Annotated in this window: 18 protein-coding genes; 10 read left to right on the top strand and 8 right to left on the bottom strand. The window is 37.7% G+C overall.

Going from position 1 to position 17407, the window contains the following annotated elements:
- Positions 1-25: 25 nt before the first annotated feature.
- The 3 genes from qoxA to ACFX4G_RS10130 all read right to left on the bottom strand — a co-directional run bounded on the left by qoxA (position 26) and on the right by ACFX4G_RS10130 (position 2779).
- Positions 26-979, bottom strand: a complete 954-nt coding sequence (gene qoxA, locus ACFX4G_RS10140) for a cytochrome aa3 quinol oxidase subunit II (RefSeq protein ID WP_328235154.1) — start codon at positions 977-979, stop codon at positions 26-28.
- A gap of 566 nt (positions 980-1545) precedes the next feature.
- Positions 1546-2124, bottom strand: a complete 579-nt coding sequence (locus tag ACFX4G_RS10135) for a hypothetical protein (RefSeq protein ID WP_025751110.1) — start codon at positions 2122-2124, stop codon at positions 1546-1548.
- Positions 2125-2431: 307 nt separating this feature from the next.
- Positions 2432-2779: a rhodanese-like domain-containing protein gene (locus ACFX4G_RS10130; protein ID WP_097825260.1), complete on the bottom strand. Its 348-nt coding sequence runs from the start codon at positions 2777-2779 to the stop codon at positions 2432-2434.
- A gap of 386 nt (positions 2780-3165) precedes the next feature.
- On the opposite strand from ACFX4G_RS10130, the gene ACFX4G_RS10125 reads away from it, so the two are divergent.
- On the top strand, positions 3166-3627 hold the full coding sequence (locus ACFX4G_RS10125) for a hypothetical protein (protein ID WP_097825261.1): 462 nt from the start codon (positions 3166-3168) through the stop codon (positions 3625-3627).
- Between the two features lie 57 nt (positions 3628-3684).
- Here ACFX4G_RS10125 and ACFX4G_RS10120 read toward each other — a convergent pair whose 3' ends face one another.
- A complete protein-coding gene (locus ACFX4G_RS10120) occupies positions 3685-3837 on the bottom strand; it encodes a hypothetical protein (RefSeq protein ID WP_170960212.1) in 153 nt (50 codons plus the stop codon).
- A 507-nt stretch (positions 3838-4344) separates the two neighbouring features.
- Between ACFX4G_RS10120 and ACFX4G_RS10115 the strand changes: the two genes are divergently transcribed.
- The 6 genes from ACFX4G_RS10115 to ACFX4G_RS10090 all read left to right on the top strand — a co-directional run bounded on the left by ACFX4G_RS10115 (position 4345) and on the right by ACFX4G_RS10090 (position 9835).
- The gene (locus ACFX4G_RS10115) at positions 4345-4773 is read left to right on the top strand and encodes a PAS domain-containing protein (protein ID WP_377574422.1); all 429 of its coding nucleotides are present in this window, start codon (positions 4345-4347) and stop codon (positions 4771-4773) included.
- 299 nt (positions 4774-5072) lie between these two features.
- Positions 5073-5432 carry an ArsR/SmtB family transcription factor gene (locus ACFX4G_RS10110; RefSeq protein WP_013057833.1) on the top strand — a complete coding sequence of 120 codons (360 nt, stop codon included), beginning with the start codon at positions 5073-5075 and terminating at the stop codon, positions 5430-5432.
- 31 nt (positions 5433-5463) lie between these two features.
- A complete protein-coding gene (locus ACFX4G_RS10105) occupies positions 5464-8025 on the top strand; it encodes a heavy metal translocating P-type ATPase (protein ID WP_377574419.1) in 2562 nt (853 codons plus the stop codon).
- Positions 8026-8083: 58 nt separating this feature from the next.
- Positions 8084-8704, top strand: coding sequence for a class I SAM-dependent methyltransferase (locus ACFX4G_RS10100; protein WP_097825263.1), 621 nt, complete (start codon positions 8084-8086; stop codon positions 8702-8704).
- Positions 8705-8788: 84 nt separating this feature from the next.
- Entirely contained in the window at positions 8789-9295 is a 507-nt protein-coding gene (locus ACFX4G_RS10095; RefSeq protein ID WP_377574415.1) for a PCYCGC motif-containing (lipo)protein, read from the top strand.
- Between the two features lie 222 nt (positions 9296-9517).
- Positions 9518-9835, top strand: a complete 318-nt coding sequence (locus ACFX4G_RS10090; protein WP_013083905.1) for a DUF3243 domain-containing protein — start codon at positions 9518-9520, stop codon at positions 9833-9835.
- A 47-nt stretch (positions 9836-9882) separates the two neighbouring features.
- On the opposite strand, the gene ACFX4G_RS10085 is transcribed toward ACFX4G_RS10090, so the two are convergent.
- The 4 genes from ACFX4G_RS10085 to ACFX4G_RS10070 form a co-directional block, all read right to left on the bottom strand.
- Positions 9883-10728, bottom strand: a complete 846-nt coding sequence (locus ACFX4G_RS10085) for an N-acetylmuramoyl-L-alanine amidase (RefSeq protein WP_377574412.1) — start codon at positions 10726-10728, stop codon at positions 9883-9885.
- A gap of 427 nt (positions 10729-11155) precedes the next feature.
- Positions 11156-11779 (bottom strand): LysE family translocator, encoded by a 624-nt coding sequence (locus tag ACFX4G_RS10080; protein ID WP_013057840.1) that lies wholly within the window; start codon positions 11777-11779, stop codon positions 11156-11158.
- A gap of 366 nt (positions 11780-12145) precedes the next feature.
- Complete coding sequence (locus tag ACFX4G_RS10075) at positions 12146-13789, bottom strand: glutamate/serine transporter AimA (protein WP_013057842.1); 1644 nt, start codon at positions 13787-13789, stop codon at positions 12146-12148.
- Positions 13790-14171: 382 nt separating this feature from the next.
- Complete coding sequence (locus ACFX4G_RS10070) at positions 14172-14729, bottom strand: thioredoxin family protein (RefSeq protein WP_025751101.1); 558 nt, start codon at positions 14727-14729, stop codon at positions 14172-14174.
- A 335-nt stretch (positions 14730-15064) separates the two neighbouring features.
- Between ACFX4G_RS10070 and ACFX4G_RS10065 the strand changes: the two genes are divergently transcribed.
- The 3 genes from ACFX4G_RS10065 (at position 15065) to ACFX4G_RS10055 (ending at position 17402) form a co-directional block, all read left to right on the top strand.
- Positions 15065-15196 (top strand): hypothetical protein, encoded by a 132-nt coding sequence (locus tag ACFX4G_RS10065; RefSeq protein ID WP_013057845.1) that lies wholly within the window; start codon positions 15065-15067, stop codon positions 15194-15196.
- Between the two features lie 342 nt (positions 15197-15538).
- Positions 15539-16675 carry a processed acidic surface protein gene (locus ACFX4G_RS10060; protein ID WP_377574409.1) on the top strand — a complete coding sequence of 379 codons (1137 nt, stop codon included), beginning with the start codon at positions 15539-15541 and terminating at the stop codon, positions 16673-16675.
- A gap of 1 nt (position 16676) precedes the next feature.
- A complete protein-coding gene (locus tag ACFX4G_RS10055) occupies positions 16677-17402 on the top strand; it encodes a class D sortase (RefSeq protein WP_377574406.1) in 726 nt (241 codons plus the stop codon).
- Positions 17403-17407 lie beyond the last annotated feature (5 nt).

The following is a 17407-nucleotide window of genomic DNA, read 5'->3' as shown; positions in this document are numbered from 1 at the left end:
CGTTATTTAGTGTAATAAATGAATGTTATTCATGATTTGAGTGATCCATGTTTTCCATTTCTTCATTACTCGTTTTTTTGTCTTCTTTCATCTTGCTGTGATCATGTCCTGTACCACGTTCTAGCTCTTTGCCAGGAATGTATACATCTTTTGCATGGTCAATCCATTTTAAATGTGTACCGTTGTAAGTTTGACGACCAACAACGCCTGGGCTTAGGATTTGATCATATTTCTTTTCAGTCAATTTACCAGCTGTACCTTTTACGTCACTAACCCACTCTTTAAAGTCTTTGTCCGTTTGAGCTTGAACTTCGAACTGCATTTGAGTGAAATGTTCACCAGAGAAGTTAGCACTACGTCCCATATAAGAACCAGGCTTATCAGCTTCTAAGTATAATGGCATTGACATGTTGTTCATCGAATATTTTTGTCCGCCAAGTTCTGGTACCCAGAATGAGTTCATAGGCCCTTGAGCTGTTAACTCAAATTTCACTGGCGTATCCGCTGGAATGTTTACGTAGTTAACCGTCTCGATATTTTGTTCCGGATAACTGAAAATCCATTTCCAGTTTGCAGATGTAACGTGAATCACGATTGGATCTTTATCCTTTGATTCTGCCGGTACTTCTTCTGCAGAATAGATCGCTTTAACAGTTGGCACTGCTAATAGAATTAAGATGATGATTGGGAATGCTGTCCAAATAACCTCCATCTTTAAGTTACCTTCTTGCTCAGGTGGCTCATAGTCCATGTTTTCAGGTTTTTCACGATATTTGACAAGAACAAATATAAAAATAGCAAATACGACAACAACCACGATCAACATCATCCACATAGACCAAATGATTAAATCAGATTGCGTTTTTGCAACAGGACCTTGCGGGTTCAATACAGCAAGCTTTGAACAACCGCTCAAAAATACTAGTGAAAGCGCAGATAGTAAACCTACTAGCTTCCAAAATCCTTTTTTTGGTTTCACTTAAAACTCTCCTTTCTAACAACACATGATGCGAAGCCTATATTGATGAACATTCAAAATGCGCTATCTTTCGCTAGATAACGACATTTTTATACAGACTCTCTTCCCCCTTATTTGTAGGCCACTACTATTGTAATACAAAATGACATTTTTTTCGTCCCTTTTGCTTTATTTTTTTATATTAAAAATATTCTAATATAGTGACTATACCAATGGGGTTAGAGTGCTTCAACCTTGCGATATTCTATCACATAATTTGGTATGAATAAATGTAAATAAAAGGATTCAGCTCCCATTTCTTAACTATTTCTTTAGGAATAACTGCAAAATTAGCTTTGTATGTTTGCTTCAACATTGATATATCAATACACATCGACATAATTGAATATTTTGTGACAAATTTTCAAAGAAAATGTGACGCCCTGTATGAAACTTATTTTGCCCGTTAATTCCCCTTTACTTTATAGCAAATATTTGTTTTTTTTGCTTAAAATTCTTTCTTTCGAAAATATGAACAAAACGTGAATTTTTTTAAAAAGCTTTTTTTTATAGAAAAAAGCTGCGTGTTATTCACGCAGCTCTTGATCCATAAATTCTTTAACCGTGATATCATCCCCTGCTTTATCCAGCAGCGTCGTCGTTGCTGGAAACGGATGTTTAATATGACTCGGTATTTTTTCATACAGCACAAAATAATCACTTTTTGGGACCGCAGCATCAATTGTATATGTATCGTGCACCAAAGCCGCCTTTACTCGCTCAATTTGTTTACTTCTATTTGTTCCTGTAAACAGCGCATATGTCCCTTTATTTGTATGTATATCATCATAATCCACTAAATTGCTCATTTTGGTACTGACTTCAATACGCAGGCGTTTGTTCCATCCTTGCTTCAATACGGCCATTCCTTCTTTATCACCAGGTATGGAGAATAAGGCTATGTATGTATTAGAGTGATCAACCCGTTTAAAATCTTGCAGCGTAATCTTTGCAGAACCATCAATACTTTCTTTATGCTCCCAATTTCGCAAATGCTGCTGCACACTTGCAGCATTGTTTTCAATTGGATATCGAATCATCTCATACGCAACAATTACAACCGCTATACAAATGAACAGAAATAGCAACCGCTTTATCTTTCGCACATCTATTCACCTTCCTTAGCTTACTCCCCTTTTATGTAATTGCCTAAATTATAACTTCCTATTAAACCTCTGTCTATGCACTAGGAGAACTACGTTTTTTTTTACCACAAAAGGGATTTTTCAAACCTTTTGTCATAAAAATACGCTAAAAGACTCAGTAGCTGTTGAACCAAAAGAAACCGATCCCTGCCCCCTTCTCATCTTCATAACAAAAAAAGATACCCGTTTTGACACAGGTATCTTTCAGCTTATATATCACAGCTTTCCAAAAGGAAACCCTATAAAGGGTCATTTACTGTTCTTTTTATTACACACATCTTTCCGCACACATGTATCCCTTGACCTGATACCCATGCTTTTTGAGCTGCCGAATGCTTAAATTTCGGGAAATGCTGTCAGGAACAATTACAACCACTTCTTTATATGGAATTTCTGCATGCTGTCTCTCTAAATAAGGAAGCGGAATATGGATTGCTTTTTGACAGGGGGTTTGTTTCATTTCATGAAAATGACGAACATCTACATACGAAATTGTTGTAGAAGCACAGTCGACGGTCGTCACTTTCTTTATTCCCTGCACCGGCACATAGCGTTTATAAAAACTGTAACAAATTAATAAAAGTAAAATACCTATGCTCATATATAGTATCGCCATGTTTTCCTCCCAATTAATTTCTATACCCCTGTATGTATACTATATTCAAAAGAAAGAATCAACACAGAAGCACTCTATCTCATTTCTCTCTGTAAGAAAAATGGTCTTTTTACACTTTATTATGAAACCACAATAAAGTGACGAAATCAATCCTTATTTATTTTGATTTTTCGAAAGATTTAAATACTAGTAAACAGATCGTTTTTTCTTATTATAATGAAGAAACGCAGCATTTTTATTTTCACTTCCCCTTTTCTTTCCAGTTAAAACTGAGGTTCGCTTATGAGTAATACATTAGAACCAATGTTGCACAAACGTCAGAAAAATGATTCTAAAAATGAAGGATGCGAGATAGGATAGTATGAACACGTGAAGGGAGAGATATGATGTTTGATTTGTACTATGTTGTATTATTTACAGATCAAGGTGAGGTAGCAGGCACATGCCCCATCTATATAAGTCCCGAAGAAGACGTTGAAAAAGAACTATTAAAAAATATCACTTTGCATAAACAAAGGCTGCAGTCAAAAAAAGAAAAAGTGTTTTATTTTGACCAGGATAAAGAGGATATGACAGATTTATCAGATCAATATACACACATCCTTACATTTACTAACAGCGACAGTCAGATTGCAAAATGGCTGGAAGAAGCACATGAAAAGCTGTGCAAAACCGGTGAGCTTTTTGTGGAGAACGGTTATTTTCAAAACGTTTTTATGCAATATATTAATCAAAAAAACAATGTTTTAGAAAATTACTCGTATGAAGTTTATGAGGAATCCGTAAAATTCATATATCGAACGAGAGACTATATTATGATTGGCTCAGAAAAATACGAGTTAACTTAAAAATGCGATATACACTAAAAAGGAAAGCTTCGGAAACGAAAGCTTTCCTTTTTTAGATTAATCTCCGTCAAGGTTTGCCCGACAATTATTATGAGACAAAGAGGTACTTTGTGCTTCATGCTGTTTTTTCTCACCCTGCATTGTCATATCATCTTTTTCCGTTCTTCCTTTAGCGATGTGTTTAGTTTTATTTCCTTGGTTTAATGTCATGTTCATTCCCCTTTCTGGTGGATATAGTGTATGAAAATAACTCACACGCCATAAGAGGAAATGATATGAAAAAGCCCCTCTTAAATTGAGTGAGCTTTCTGCCTAAAACTGCTTTTCCTTTTATTGCTGAATCCGCATGAAAGGATATTCTCTATTTTAAACGTTCGCTTCTCGTTCCTTAGTAAGCACCAAGCTTTTACGCTCTGAGGATAAATTTTATACACAATAATAAATCGCTGTGTCAAACATCCTTTATCGTCCATATAAATAATTTCAACAGGTCGTCTTGAAGAGTAGCTTTCTTGAAGTAGCTGTCGCATAGAATTCGCTCCTTTAATTTTTAGTTTATCGAACACATGTTCTTTTTTCAAGTGTTTTAAACTGAATAATTCTTTAGCTTTTACAGCTTAAAACGGGGAAAAGCATGGGGAAAATAATAAAAACCATACAAATATTAGGTAATTGTGATATGGTAAAAGGGATTACTTAAGTTGGGAGAGGTGCATGATGGAAAGTAACATACTTAAATGGATCCCCGTTCCTTACTTTCAATTAAATCAAGAAGGTGAAATCCTTCATTTTTCTAGTCAAGCACATTCTTATTTTTCTTCAGTCTCCAGTCTGTGGAGCATTATTCATAAAGACGATCGGAAACAAGCAATGTGGATGCTGTCACAGCACTCCTCATCTAACCCCATCATCAGGCATTTGCGTTTGAGAACGACCGATGATACATTTGTGAATTTTAAATGCACGATTCATTGGAAAAATGGTGTAGGACATTTAGTATGTACCGAAAAGAAGAATGTCAAGGATCCGTTAGATGTTGTATTATCTGCTCAATCCTATTTAGAAAACTCGAACAAACGATTAAAAGAGTCGGACAAGGTGTTAAATAATGCAGCAGATTTATTATTTAACCGATTAAAACGCTAATTAAGTAAACAAAGTCTAAGCTATATTTCATTATTTCTATCATTTTTAAAATCATTAAAAGGCTACCTACAGGGGTGGCTTTTTGTTTTGTTCTGCATGTAAAGTCATTCTCTTTTCGCCCGCACCATTTAGTACAGAGTACATACACTAATAGGCATACTTTCCATATTTATTCTTCCTATATTTATGTTTTGCTCAGAAAAAAATTCCGAATACTCAATAAATGTTTGAACATTTTTAAAAATTGACATATATTATAAACAAACAATCATTTGAATGTTTGAATGAAGGAGGAAATCATGCCAAAAGACCGCTGTGATATTTATTGTTTTAATGAAGAAAAAGTAAATCGTATTAAGCCTGCCATCGATGCCGAAGCTGTTCAAGGGGTTTCTGCCCTGTTCAAAGCGTTAGGAGATGAAACGAGGCTTAAAATTGTCTTGGCTCTGTATAAAGGCGAGGAATTATGTGTATGTGACGTAGCCAATATTGTAGGCTCTACAGTTGCGACTGCTTCTCATCACTTAAGACTGCTGCGTAATATAGGAATTGCCAATTATCGCAAAGAAGGAAAGTTAGCTTTTTATTCTTTAAGGGATGCACATATTAAACAAGTAATTGATATCATGTTTGCTAAAAAAGAAGACGTAACCATTTAAGTTTTTTTTACCGTATAGGGAGTGGGACACAATGAAACACGAAGATAAAAAAAAGCATCAGCATACCGGAAGCTGCTGCAGCGGATCTTCTTCAACAGAAATTGAAAGCAAGACCTGCTGCTCCTCTTCTTCAGAAGCCGCTTCTACTGAAGAGCCTTCTTCCTGTGGCACAAAGAGTCATGAACACAGTCACAGCTGCTGTTCAGATACGATTGCGTTAACGACCGATCAAGGCCAGCATTCTTGCTGCAGTGATCACGATATAGTACCAGGCGACAGTGACATAGAAGAAACGGCTGAATACCGCGTATATGGAATGGATTGCCCTTCCTGCGCCGCGACGATTGAAAAAAGTTTAAAAACATTAAACGATATTCAACACGTAACCCTCAACTATAATACAGGAAAGCTCCAGGTAGCGGCGGCAAGTGAGTCAGCTCTGTCACTCATTCCAAGCTCAGTAGAAAAACTAGGGTTTAACATTGAGGCTATCCAATCAAATAAAAAAATGAAAACGTATTTGATTGAAGGAATGGACTGCGCGGCTTGTGCGAACACGATTGTGAATCATTTAAAAACAGTTCCTGCTGTCAAAGATGTACGCGTTAACTTTTCAACGGGAAAAGCACAAATTGAGCACGATAACGAAGCCGATGACATTATTAAAGAAGTATCTAAAGCTGGGTATACCGCTACTTTAGTAACCAGCAGCAGGCAGTCTGCTGAGTCGCGGCACCATAAAGGGCAAAATGGACCGATTGTTTTTTCGGGTATTTTCATCGCATTAGGTTTTATCGGTTCTCATACAGGAATTGCTTCTTATATGACAACTGTACTCTACGCTATTGCCATGATTGTCAGCGGATATAAGCCGGCTAAAAGTGCTTATTACGGAATTAAAAGCCGTTCTTTAGACATGAATGTTTTAATGACCGTTGCAGCACTTGGAGCAGCTATTATTGGGGAATGGCTTGAAGGTGCTACGGTCGTTTGGCTATTTGCTTTAGGTGTTGCTCTGCAAACAAGGTCGATTGAACAAACAAGAAACTCGATACGAGGTTTGATGGACTTAGCTCCTTCTGAAGCATGGGTGAAAGAAAACGGCCAGCTGATTAAAAAAGCAGCGGAAGATATTTCAATCGGCACTACGATTGTCGTAAAGCCAGGAGACCGAATTCCGCTAGATGGTGAAATTATAAACGGCGAATCCAGTATCAACCAAGCTCCTATTACAGGCGAATCTATTCCAGTTGATAAAGTAATCGGTGATACGGTTTATGCAGGCACCATTAACGAAAGCGGATCGTTAGAAATTAAGGTAACAAAGCTAGTGGAAGATACGACGATTTCTAAAATTATTCATTTAGTGGAAGAAGCACAGGAGAAAAAAGCGCCTACTCAAGCATTTGTTGATAAATTTGCAACCATTTACACGCCTATCGTCTTTATTTTAGCTTTATTCATTATGGTCATCCCTCCCCTGTTTGATGGTGCATGGAGTGAGTGGTTTTACAAAGGGCTTGAATTATTAGTTGTGGCTTGTCCATGTGCGCTAGTCATTTCTACTCCCGTCGCCATTGTATCTGCGATTGGAAACGCGGCGAAAAATGGCGTGCTCATTAAAGGCGGGACGTTTTTAGAAAAAGCTGGTGCAATCAATGCAATTGCTTTTGATAAAACAGGCACGCTAACAGAAGGCAAACCAGCCGTTTCAGAGGTTGTTTCCCTTGCTGCTGAAGAAAATCAGCTTTTAGCGATAACAAAAACGCTTGAAGACTATTCGAATCACCCCATTGCCCGTGCTATCGTGGAGTATGCAGCGGAGAAAAAAATCGGTTCTTTACAAGGATCAAATTTTAAAATCCTTACAGGAAAAGGCGTGCAGGCAACAATTCAAGAAACGGTTTATTACGCAGGTAATGCAAAATTATTCTCAGATTTAGAAACACCTCTATCCGACTGCTGGTCTCATATTGAAAAGCTTCAAAACGAAGGTAAAACGATTATTATTATCGGAACAGCTAAAAGTGTTCTAGGTATTATTAGCGTAGCTGATACCATCAGACATACAACCGTATCTGCTTTAGAAAGCCTCAAACAAAACGGTATGCAGCAAAGTGTGATGTTGACTGGTGATAACGAAGGAACAGCTAAAATGATTGCTTCTCAGTCTCGGATAGACCGCTATTTCGCCGATTTGATGCCTGAAGATAAAGTGAAAGCCATACAGCAGCTTCAAGATGAAGGCTATCAAACGGCTATGGTTGGAGATGGGATTAATGATGCCCCTGCTCTAGCTACTGCTGACCTTGGAATTGCAATGGGCGGTGCTGGTACTGATACGGCTATGGAAACAGCTGATATTGTTCTCATGGCAGACAATTTAGAAAAGCTTCCTCATACGATGAAGCTAAGCCGCAAAGCGTTAGCTGTCATCAAACAAAACATTTGGTTTTCTATTATTGTTAAAATCATTGCCTTAGCTTTTATCTTTCCAGGGTGGCTTACTCTGTGGATTGCCGTCTTAAGCGATACAGGAGCAGCGCTACTTGTTATTTTAAACAGTCTTCGCTTACTCAAAATGAAAAATTAAATGTAATCCGTAAGCTTTCCAGCAGGCGTTGGAAAGCTTATTTTCTAGGAGGGTTTACGTGAATAACCGCTGGAATCAATTTATTTATAAATGTTGGGCTCCTTTTTACGATGCGTTTTTTAATAACGGGATGTTTTATCGAGCCAGAAAAAAAGTCTTTCAAGACGTCCACTTTTCATCTGAACAGCGCATTTTATTTGTAGGTGTTGGAACGGGTGCAGATTTAGCTTTTATTCCTCATGAAGTAAATGTAACAGCCATCGACTATTCCAGTGAAATGCTTCAAAAAGCAAAAAATAAATACAAAAATCCATCTATAACCTTCCACCAAATGGACGCTCAGCAGCTAACATTCGACTCTTTTTCGTTTGATGTAGTTGTAGCAAGCTTAATTCTTAGCGTAGTACCTGATGCGGAGCAAGCTTTAAAAGAAATGACAAGAGTAGCAAAGCCTAAGGGAACTATCCTGATTTTTGATAAATTTGAAACTAAAAAGAAATCAGCGGCTTTTCCTAAAAAAATATTCCGCCCCTTCGTAAAATTACTAGGAACGGATATTGGACTCTCTTTTGAACATGTGTTTGAAGCAAGCCGGGATCAGCTTATCTTGAAGGAGAATTCAAGCGTCATGTTGAAAGGTATGTATCGGAAAATTAGTTTGCAGAAAGTTGATGAATGACTTCAAAGACAAATGATGCCTTTTTCACATGATGGATGTACATATTATTGTCTAGCTTTAATTGAAGAAAGGATGAACATTTTGATGATAAAATCAAAGGTCATAACAGTTGTCCTTGCAGCAAGCACGGTCTCCGGCTGCGGAAACGAAAGTAAAGAAAGTTCAGGGAGCAAACATACAGAAGCAACACAACATGAAGAACATCAGCAGCACACATTAGGTGATAAACGAGAAGAAACAAAAAATAGTGAAACTCTTCCCTCTTTTCTAAGTGACAAGTCCGAAGACATGCAGCTTATTTATGCAGCCGCTGCTAAGCATCAAACCTTACTAGAAAATATTCCTTGCTACTGCGGATGTGGAGAAGAAGCTAATCATCAAAACAACTACGACTGTTTTATCTTCGAAAACAAAGAAAACGGCGCAGTGACGTGGGATGATCACGGAACAAAATGCAGCGTCTGTTTAGAAATAGCGGCTCAAGCTGTAGTAGACTACAGCAAAGGCAAAAGCATCGAAGACATTCGCCAAGAAATCGATGATAAATATAAGGAAGGCTATGCCCCGCCTACTCCTACGCCCGAGGTATGATGCTTCAGTATAAAATAAAAATTAGTAAAAGACTTTGATTTCTTTATTCAAAGTCTTTTACTAATTTTATTATTGGTTGATAAAATCTCGGTTTACCTCACCTTTTTAAGTCCTTGTAAAACGCCATAATGTAAAAATAACACATTTGGACGTTTATGTACTGAATCCTCAGGGAATATGCTTTCTAACACCCAAATATAACCATGAGAGGAGAAAAAAACTATGAGTAATTCTGTAGAAACAAATCATTCAGCAAAAGTTGAAGGAGCAATTAATTCTATGAGCGAGGAGAAAAAAGAGGATATTCTCTCTAGCTTCGAAGGATTCAAAAGTTATCTAGGGGACAAGGTCTCAAAAGGCGAAAAGTTAGGGATGAATGAAGAACAGCTTGCTAAAACAGCTCAAAAAGTAGCTGATTACCTTGCCAAACATGAAGAGCCGCGCAATCGAGAGGAAAACCTGCTTCACGAACTGTGGAAGGTTGGAGACAAAGAACAGCAGCATCACCTTGCCCATATGCTTGTAAGATTAGTTCAATAAATAAAAAAGATGACACGGCAGCGTGTCATCTTTTTTATTTGCAGATATTAAACAGCTGGAATGATAATTTGCTGGCCAATTTGTAATTTTGCAGGATCCACACCAGGATTTGCATCCTGCAGCTGCTGAGCGGTCATGCTATATTTTTTCGCAATGCTATAAAACGTATCTCCTGCTTGTACAGTATACGTAGCGACAGGAAGAACAATTTGCTGACCAATTTGCAGTTTTGCAGGATCTACGCCAGGGTTTGCATCCTGCAGCTGCTGAACGGTGATATTATACTTCTTTGCAATGCTATAAAATGTATCTCCAGATTGAATGGTATAGAATGTAACTCCATTAGAAGATAAATTTAAATACTTAGCAATTCCACGCGCGTGCGCTTCTCCCACTTCCCGAAGAAACGTAGCGTTTTTTAATTTTTCAGCGTCGGCTGTCGTATCGATAAACAAGTTTTCTGTTAAAACAGCTGGCATATTTGTTTCACGCAGTACAGCGTAATTAGCCGTTTTTAAACCGCGATCTGCAATCGTTCCAAATTTCTGCATGATTGTTAAAATTTCCGTGTGCAGTTCTTTTTGTAAAAGAGAAGATTGACTTCCCTCTTGTGATGGATACCGATACGTTTCAAATCCAGTACCGCTGCCAGCATTGATATGCATAGAAACAAAAATATCCGCTCCCCATGCATTAGCCCGGTTCGCTCGATCTGATAATGAAACAAACACATCGGTTGAACGAGTTACCTGAACATCTACGGAATAGTTATGTTCTAAATACGCCCGCGCGTGTAGTACAAGCTGCAGCGTAATATCTTTTTCACGCAAATTATTTCCTAAAGCTCCTGAATCTGTACCGCCGTGTCCTGCATCTAGCCATACTTTTTTCATGTGAACCTTTCCTTTCAATCATAATATGAAAGAACTTGTGATTAACACCGGCTTTGCCTGATGATTTATCTCTCATTCTATATATATATGTAATTGGACAAGAAGGGTTCGTCCCCTTAAAACATTCAAAAAAATTCACACAAGAAAGCAGGATTTCGCTAGGTATTCTCCGCTGTTTTAAAGCACAAAATAAAGATGAACAAATGGGATACATGAGCTGGACTGCTTGTTACACCGCTGTTGATTTCCGTGCAAGGCTTCGTTTTTCCCTCCAATCACCAGCTAGAAGCAACTGCATACACGAAACCTACTTTTACCATAGACATAAAAAATCCGAGCGAATTGAATTTATCGCTCGGATCTTCCTTTAACTAACGTCCACGCCTTTTAGTGCAGATAAAAAGCAGGTTCGCCATCTTATCTCCTGCTATTTCTCACTAAAAGCAATTTTTAAGCCAATAAGCGTAAAGATAGAGCCTTGCACGAGATTAAGCCGCTTAGACAGAGCTGGAGATTTTCGCAAAAACTCCCCTACTTTCCCTGCAAATAGACTAATTAACGTAAAAATAATCAGCGCTTGAACTAAAAATACGGCGCCGTAAACGAGCATTTGCTGTGTGGCGTGTCCGGTTGAATGATTAACAAACTGAGGTAAAAGAGCAAGAAAAAAAAGCGAAACTTTTGGATTCAGCAGATTCATAATCACTCCTTTTTTATATAGCACCTTGTACTCAACGGCTTCTTTGTTTTCAACAGCGAGAGCGGAATCTTTTGCTGTAAACGTCTTATAAGCCAGATATAATAAATAAGCTGCTCCAGCGTATTTTACAATAGCAAACGCTAAAGCTGATTGATAGATAACAGCCGATAGACCCAATGTTGCTGCAGCTATATGACCAAGCAAGCCCGTACAAAGCCCTAATGAAGTCGAGATTCCTGCATATCTACCGTTTGATATGCTTTGTGCTAAAACAAATAAGTTATCAGGTCCAGGCATAACCGTAAGCAAAGCGGCTACGCCTAAAAAAGAAGTGATTGATACGATATCCATAAGTCGTTCTCCCCCTGCATGATTTTGCCCACCATTATAGCATTTTTTACTATCTAGTATTCAAAAAAATAAAATTCATCCACAAAAGAAGAGGCTGGGACATAACTAAATCAATCTAATCTAAAGACAAACAAATGGGATACATAAGCTGGACTGCTTGTTACACCGCTGTTAATTTCCGTGCAAGGCTTCGCTTTCCGCGGGAGTCTTCGCCTTACCCTCCAATCAACTGCTAGAACCAACTATACACATAAAATCTATATTCAACATAACAACAAAAAAACACGAACTACCAATCAAAAAATAATTAATAGTTCGCATTTGACTTCAACTGAAATACTTTTTTCCCAGCTTCATTTTTACTACTTATTTAATTTGTTTTTCTATGATCTGTTCTTTAGCTGAGGCAGTCTGTGCTTCCGCTGCTTTCATTTCATTATTAACATCGATTGCTTCTTTTAAATACTCGGTTTTGTATCCGCTTTTAAGTGCCCAAGCATAAAAGAATAGTGCAACAATTGCAATAAGACCCATATCCCAGCCGTATTTAATAATATTGAGTCCCCCGAACTTTTCACTTCCTATCCAAGAGATTGTCATCATACATAATAAGTAGACAATCATCCAAACGCCAGCTCGGAAGTTTTGACCAAAGCCTTTCCATTTTGATTTTGCTTGGTAATAAAAATAAATTGGCAAACCAATTAAAATAATAAATAATACCTGTCCAGTTAACGGCCATCTTGCCCAGTAAAGAGTAAGTGAAGCAAAAATAAATCCAAGAGGCGCTATTACGTTTAACCCTTTTATACGTAAGGGTCTATAAAGATCGGTTCCCGTTTTTCTTAACGTCATAGCGGTAATAGGACCGGTAAGATATGAAATTAATGTAGCTACAGAAATAATTTCGGCTAATATCCCCCAGCCTCTAAATAAAAATAAAAAGATGAATGAGACAAATAGATTAAAAAACATGGCTTGACGCGGAACTCCGTAAAGCGGATGAACTCTTCCCAATATATTCGGCAAGTATTTATTTTTTTCCATACCATAAATCATGCGTGACGTGGTAGCTGTATACGTAATACCTGTTCCTGATGGCGATACAAACGCATCGGCATATAAAACAATAACAAGCCAGTTAATATTTAACGCAATCGCTAAATCGGCAAACGGCGAATTAAAGTTAAGATGACTCCATCCTTTTACGATTTCTGAAGGATTTACCGCTCCAATAAACGCAATTTGAAGCAATACGTAGATCACGGTCGCAATTAAAATGGATCCTACTACCGCAATCGGAATAGAGCGACCTGGATTTTTCGCTTCTCCCGCCATATTAATAGGGCTTTGAAAACCGTTAAAAGCAAACACAATCCCAGACGTAGCAACAGCTGTCAAAACGCTTGCCCATCCATTTGGAGCAACGCCTCCTGCAGAGGAGAAGTTTCCTCCGTGAAACCCTGCGAATAAAAGAGCACCAATTGTAAGCCCTGGAATTACAATCTTAAAAACAGTAATAAGTGAATTAGCTTTCGAAAATAAGCCTACGGTCCAATAATTTAGAAGAAAATAAATGATTAAGAGTCCTGTAGCAATAGCCAAGCCTTTTCCGGTAAGAATCCCGTTTTCTACTAAACTGCCTGTCCATTTCGCCCACTCCCACGGCCATGAACTCATATACTGAACAGAAGCAACGGCTTCAACAGGAATAACCGATACGATTGCAATCCAGTTTGCCCAAGCCGCAATAAAGCCAAGAAATGAGCCGTGCGAGTATTGCGTATATTTAACCATACCTCCTGCTTCTGGAAACATCGATCCTAGTTCACTGTAAGAAAGAGCTATAAATAAAATAACAACCATTCCAATAATCCAAGAAGCAATTGCTGCGGGGCCTGCAATTTGAGCAGCTCTCCATGCTCCAAACAGCCATCCTGATCCAATAATAGATCCAAGGCCAACCATCATGAGAGAAAACGTTCCCATTTTTCTATGTAAGTTATTCATGTATCTAACACCTTTCTTCTATATTTTCTGAGAAGTGAGTTATTAAGCGCTTTCATTAAATTTAAAAAATAAAATTCATTTTGAACTTTAAAAATGCTGCTTAAAAATACTAACCAAAAGCTTTTCCATTCATTTACGCGCCCCCTTTCTTCATTTATTATTTGTTATTATATCATCATCAAGTTAAAAAGTACGCGTTTTGAATAAAAAATATTTTTATTTTTAGAATTTTGTGCGTTTTTTTAATTAAAAGTACGCGTTTTGAACACTAACATTCATAAGAGCTGCCTTTCCCTTAAAGTGATATACAAACGATCTTGTTGCAATAACCAGAAAAAAAGCAGGATAAAATGAGCGCTTCATTTTATCCTGCTTTTTTAAGTTATTTCACAACAGCTAATACCGTTTCTTTAAAGCTGTTATAAACATAAGACCAAAGAGCCGGTTCTTCTTTATATCTTGTTCGTAACGAAGAAAAGACTTCTTTTTGTTTTTCTTCAAACGAAGGATCTTCTTTTGAAGGAAGCGTGGCACGAAGCTCATCGACGATTTGCTGAACTTCGGGAGCACGGGGGCCCCACTTCCCAAGTAACGTCCCTTCATTATTAAAAATTAAAATAATCGGAATGGCACGTCCTCCGTTTGTTAAGTGACGGTCAATTAATTCGGTGTCTGCATCTCGCAGTGCAACGCGCACATCGATACCGGCAGCTTCAGCTACTTTACGAATGATTGGGTTAATCATCATCGCATCTCCGCACCAATCTTCAGTAATCGCTAAGAAATGAAGCTTGTGAGCCTTTAATTTGTCAGCCAGTCCATCTTTAGGAAGCTGAAATTGTTCATAAACAGCTAAACTTTCCTCTTTTAATGTACTCATGTCGTTCATATATGTTTGGATTGATTTTCCTTCTTCAAAATACTGCTGTTCTGTTTTCATCAAAATCCCTCTTTCTTTTTTGTATACGAATAGATGAGATGTAAAAATTCGGTTTACTCTTTTCTATACGCACTACTAGTATAGCTTTTAAGCACAGTGAATCAAAATATAAAAGTCAGCGCTTTTTTTAGCCTGCGACAGGATTTACAAAACTTCAATTTAAAAACAGCACATTGAGATGTTATAAAAAAAGAGAATGGGGTACATGTACACTATCAATGTAACAAATTTTAAATCTTTGTGAATATTTGAGAATGTTTATTGTGTAACCGTCATCTTTTGATTATGATAATGATATGTTAGCTACTTGACTAAATATGGAGGATGAGGCAAATATGAATCAATCCCCGCATGAAAAGCGAAAAAAACGCAAACAGTTTGTAGAACGTTTAAGGCTAAAAGGAATCAAAATAGAGCTGACAAAACCGCGCTCTCACTTTTCTTCACTATCCTTACTAAAATCATAACTCGTAACCACCTTTTTCTAAAGCGGAACGGTATCGAATTTCAACTATCTATGCTAAGGCTTACATATCATTTCAAAAAGAACAGCTTCTAAGTGCTGTTCTTTTTTGATACTTTTTTATATTTCTGCCTCTGTAAAAAAAATTATAAACCTTTTTCTTTATTTCCTCCTTTTTCTATCTAGGGCTTTCCACTCCCTTTCGTACGGTGTTCTCAAAATATATAGTTCTATAAATCCCTTAAATTACCACTATATTCAAGGTATATATAATATAAGTATATATTGTAAATTTATAACTCTTCCTATATAATCTTGTAGAAAACGTAAAAAAAGGAGAAAATTGATGAAAAAACTGGGGGCAATACTATTATCATTTCTGCTGTTTGTTGGCGTATTTCCAACGTCTTCATTCGCAGCAGCGTCAACATTTGACGCAGATTTCAACAAGTATTTAAAATCAGTAAGCCAAACGCGAGGCTTTGAAGTAACCAAAGACGACGTTGAATATTCACTTTCACTGTATGACGATAGTCTTGAAAACTACGATACAATCGCAGATTTAGAAGATTTTTTAGGTGAACCAATTGCAGCTGACTTACATAACGTGCAAGATGTGTATGCAGATTTTGACTTAGACAAAACAAGCTTAAATGCGTTGTTAAAAGAGAACGGTCAAAGCTTAGACGACTATGTGTACCTAGATGATTTATACGAGGATGTTGGCTTCTATCTAGAGGGCGACGACTGGTATGAAGATGATGAGTCATATGATGAAGAAGACGCTTCTTACGATGATGAATTATTAAGCGAAGAAGATTTAAGCGGCTTACTATCGTTTATGCAGTCTGAATTAGGCTTAACTTCAGAAGAATTAAATCGAATTGAAGCACATTTTACATCGTTAGAAGATGAGCTTTCAAATGAAGCAACGCTTAACCGCTTAGATCAATTAGGCGAGCGCTTAGCGGCATTCGAAGATTTTGATACAGCAACAGAATTATCTGCTGATCAAATCGCTGAATTAATGTCTATTTATAAAGAAATGCTATCAATCTTCCATTTAGACGCTAAGTTCGCACTTGTACAAGGCGGAAATGAAAGACCGCTTTCTCTTACTGATTTAATCAACTTAGAAGAATTAAAAAATGCAAGTCTAAAAATTTCTCTTTATACAACAGACGGTAAATTTTTAGCAGACATGGTGATTACAGGCGATATGTTTAATTCTGATATCATCACAGACACAGGAAAAGAAGTAGAAAAATCTGCTGAAGCTGTAGCAAAACCAGCTCAAGCGCAAAAACCAGCAGTAGAAAAGAAACAAGAACCGGTGAAGAAACAAACGAATGGCACTGTACAAAAAACCGTTAAAGGCGGAAAACTTCCTGAAACGGCTTCTAATTATGCAACAAATACATTAATTGGATTAGTACTTGTAGCAGCTGGCTTTGTTCTTTTCCGCAAAGTGAGACGTGCATAAAATGGGACCAAGAAAAACAAGAAGAACAATCAATCGCAAAAAGCGGTTGATTGTTCTTTCCCTTTTAGCCGCCGTCATTTGCTTTGGTCTTTGGTTTACGACCACAAACGCCTATAAATTTGCAAGAGGCTATTTGGCATTTAAAACAATGGATACAGAAGAACCAGCCGCAGCTTCAGTTTCTAAAAGCAAGGACGCTTCAACAGCGGACTCTTCTGCTGAAGCTTCTGCTGTTGAAGCTAAAAAAACGGTACACTCTCGTACTGCTAGCCCGGAAAAAAAGCCGAAAGTGTCAAATGTGTCTTACCCAAAGCAGCCAAAAATCGGTGATTTAATGGGAGAATTATATATTCCTAAATTAAACGCTAAGCTGCCGATCTCTCACGGTACGAACGAAGATGAATTAGAAAAAGGCGTGGGTCATTTTGCGGGAAGCGTGCTGCCTGGTCAAAACGACAATTCTGTTCTATCAGGACATCGCGATACGGTCTTTCGTAAGCTTGGCGACGTGGGTGAAGGCGATTCGCTCGTGGTGGACACGGCAGCAGGCACCTTCACATACAAAGTGAACAAAGTACGAATCGTTGATGCGGATGACCGGACTGTTATTGTACCAAAGCCTAGAGCCACTTTAACCGTCAGCACCTGTTATCCGTTTAATTACGTTGGTTCAGCACCTGAACGCTATATTTTAGTCGCTCACCTTGTGTCATCAACACCAAAATAAAAAAG

Source organism: Priestia sp. YIM B13486, assembly GCF_042787865.1.
Taxonomy (GTDB): Bacteria; Bacillota; Bacilli; order Bacillales; family Bacillaceae_H; genus Priestia; species Priestia megaterium.
The sequence above is the reverse complement of the archived record's forward strand: the minus strand, read 5'-3'. Positions and strand labels throughout refer to the sequence as shown.

Bases quoted from the DNA above. Each gene is read 5' to 3' on its own strand.
- ACFX4G_RS10130 (WP_097825260.1), bottom strand. From the start codon at position 2,779: ATGGCGATACTATATATGAGCATAGGTATTTTACTTTTATTAATTTGT.
- ACFX4G_RS10125 (WP_097825261.1), top strand. From the start codon at position 3,166: ATGTTTGATTTGTACTATGTTGTATTATTTACAGATCAAGGTGAGGTA.
- ACFX4G_RS10120 (WP_170960212.1), bottom strand. From the start codon at position 3,837: ATGACATTAAACCAAGGAAATAAAACTAAACACATCGCTAAAGGAAGA.
- ACFX4G_RS10115 (WP_377574422.1), top strand. From the start codon at position 4,345: ATGGAAAGTAACATACTTAAATGGATCCCCGTTCCTTACTTTCAATTA.
- ACFX4G_RS10110 (WP_013057833.1), top strand. From the start codon at position 5,073: ATGCCAAAAGACCGCTGTGATATTTATTGTTTTAATGAAGAAAAAGTA.
- ACFX4G_RS10105 (WP_377574419.1), top strand. From the start codon at position 5,464: ATGAAACACGAAGATAAAAAAAAGCATCAGCATACCGGAAGCTGCTGC.
- ACFX4G_RS10095 (WP_377574415.1), top strand. From the start codon at position 8,789: ATGATAAAATCAAAGGTCATAACAGTTGTCCTTGCAGCAAGCACGGTC.
- ACFX4G_RS10090 (WP_013083905.1), top strand. From the start codon at position 9,518: ATGAGTAATTCTGTAGAAACAAATCATTCAGCAAAAGTTGAAGGAGCA.
- ACFX4G_RS10085 (WP_377574412.1), bottom strand. From the start codon at position 10,728: ATGAAAAAAGTATGGCTAGATGCAGGACACGGCGGTACAGATTCAGGA.
- ACFX4G_RS10080 (WP_013057840.1), bottom strand. From the start codon at position 11,779: ATGGATATCGTATCAATCACTTCTTTTTTAGGCGTAGCCGCTTTGCTT.
- ACFX4G_RS10075 (WP_013057842.1), bottom strand. From the start codon at position 13,789: ATGAATAACTTACATAGAAAAATGGGAACGTTTTCTCTCATGATGGTT.
- ACFX4G_RS10070 (WP_025751101.1), bottom strand. From the start codon at position 14,729: ATGAAAACAGAACAGCAGTATTTTGAAGAAGGAAAATCAATCCAAACA.
- ACFX4G_RS10065 (WP_013057845.1), top strand. From the start codon at position 15,065: ATGAATCAATCCCCGCATGAAAAGCGAAAAAAACGCAAACAGTTTGTA.
- ACFX4G_RS10060 (WP_377574409.1), top strand. From the start codon at position 15,539: ATGAAAAAACTGGGGGCAATACTATTATCATTTCTGCTGTTTGTTGGC.
- ACFX4G_RS10055 (WP_377574406.1), top strand. From the start codon at position 16,677: ATGGGACCAAGAAAAACAAGAAGAACAATCAATCGCAAAAAGCGGTTG.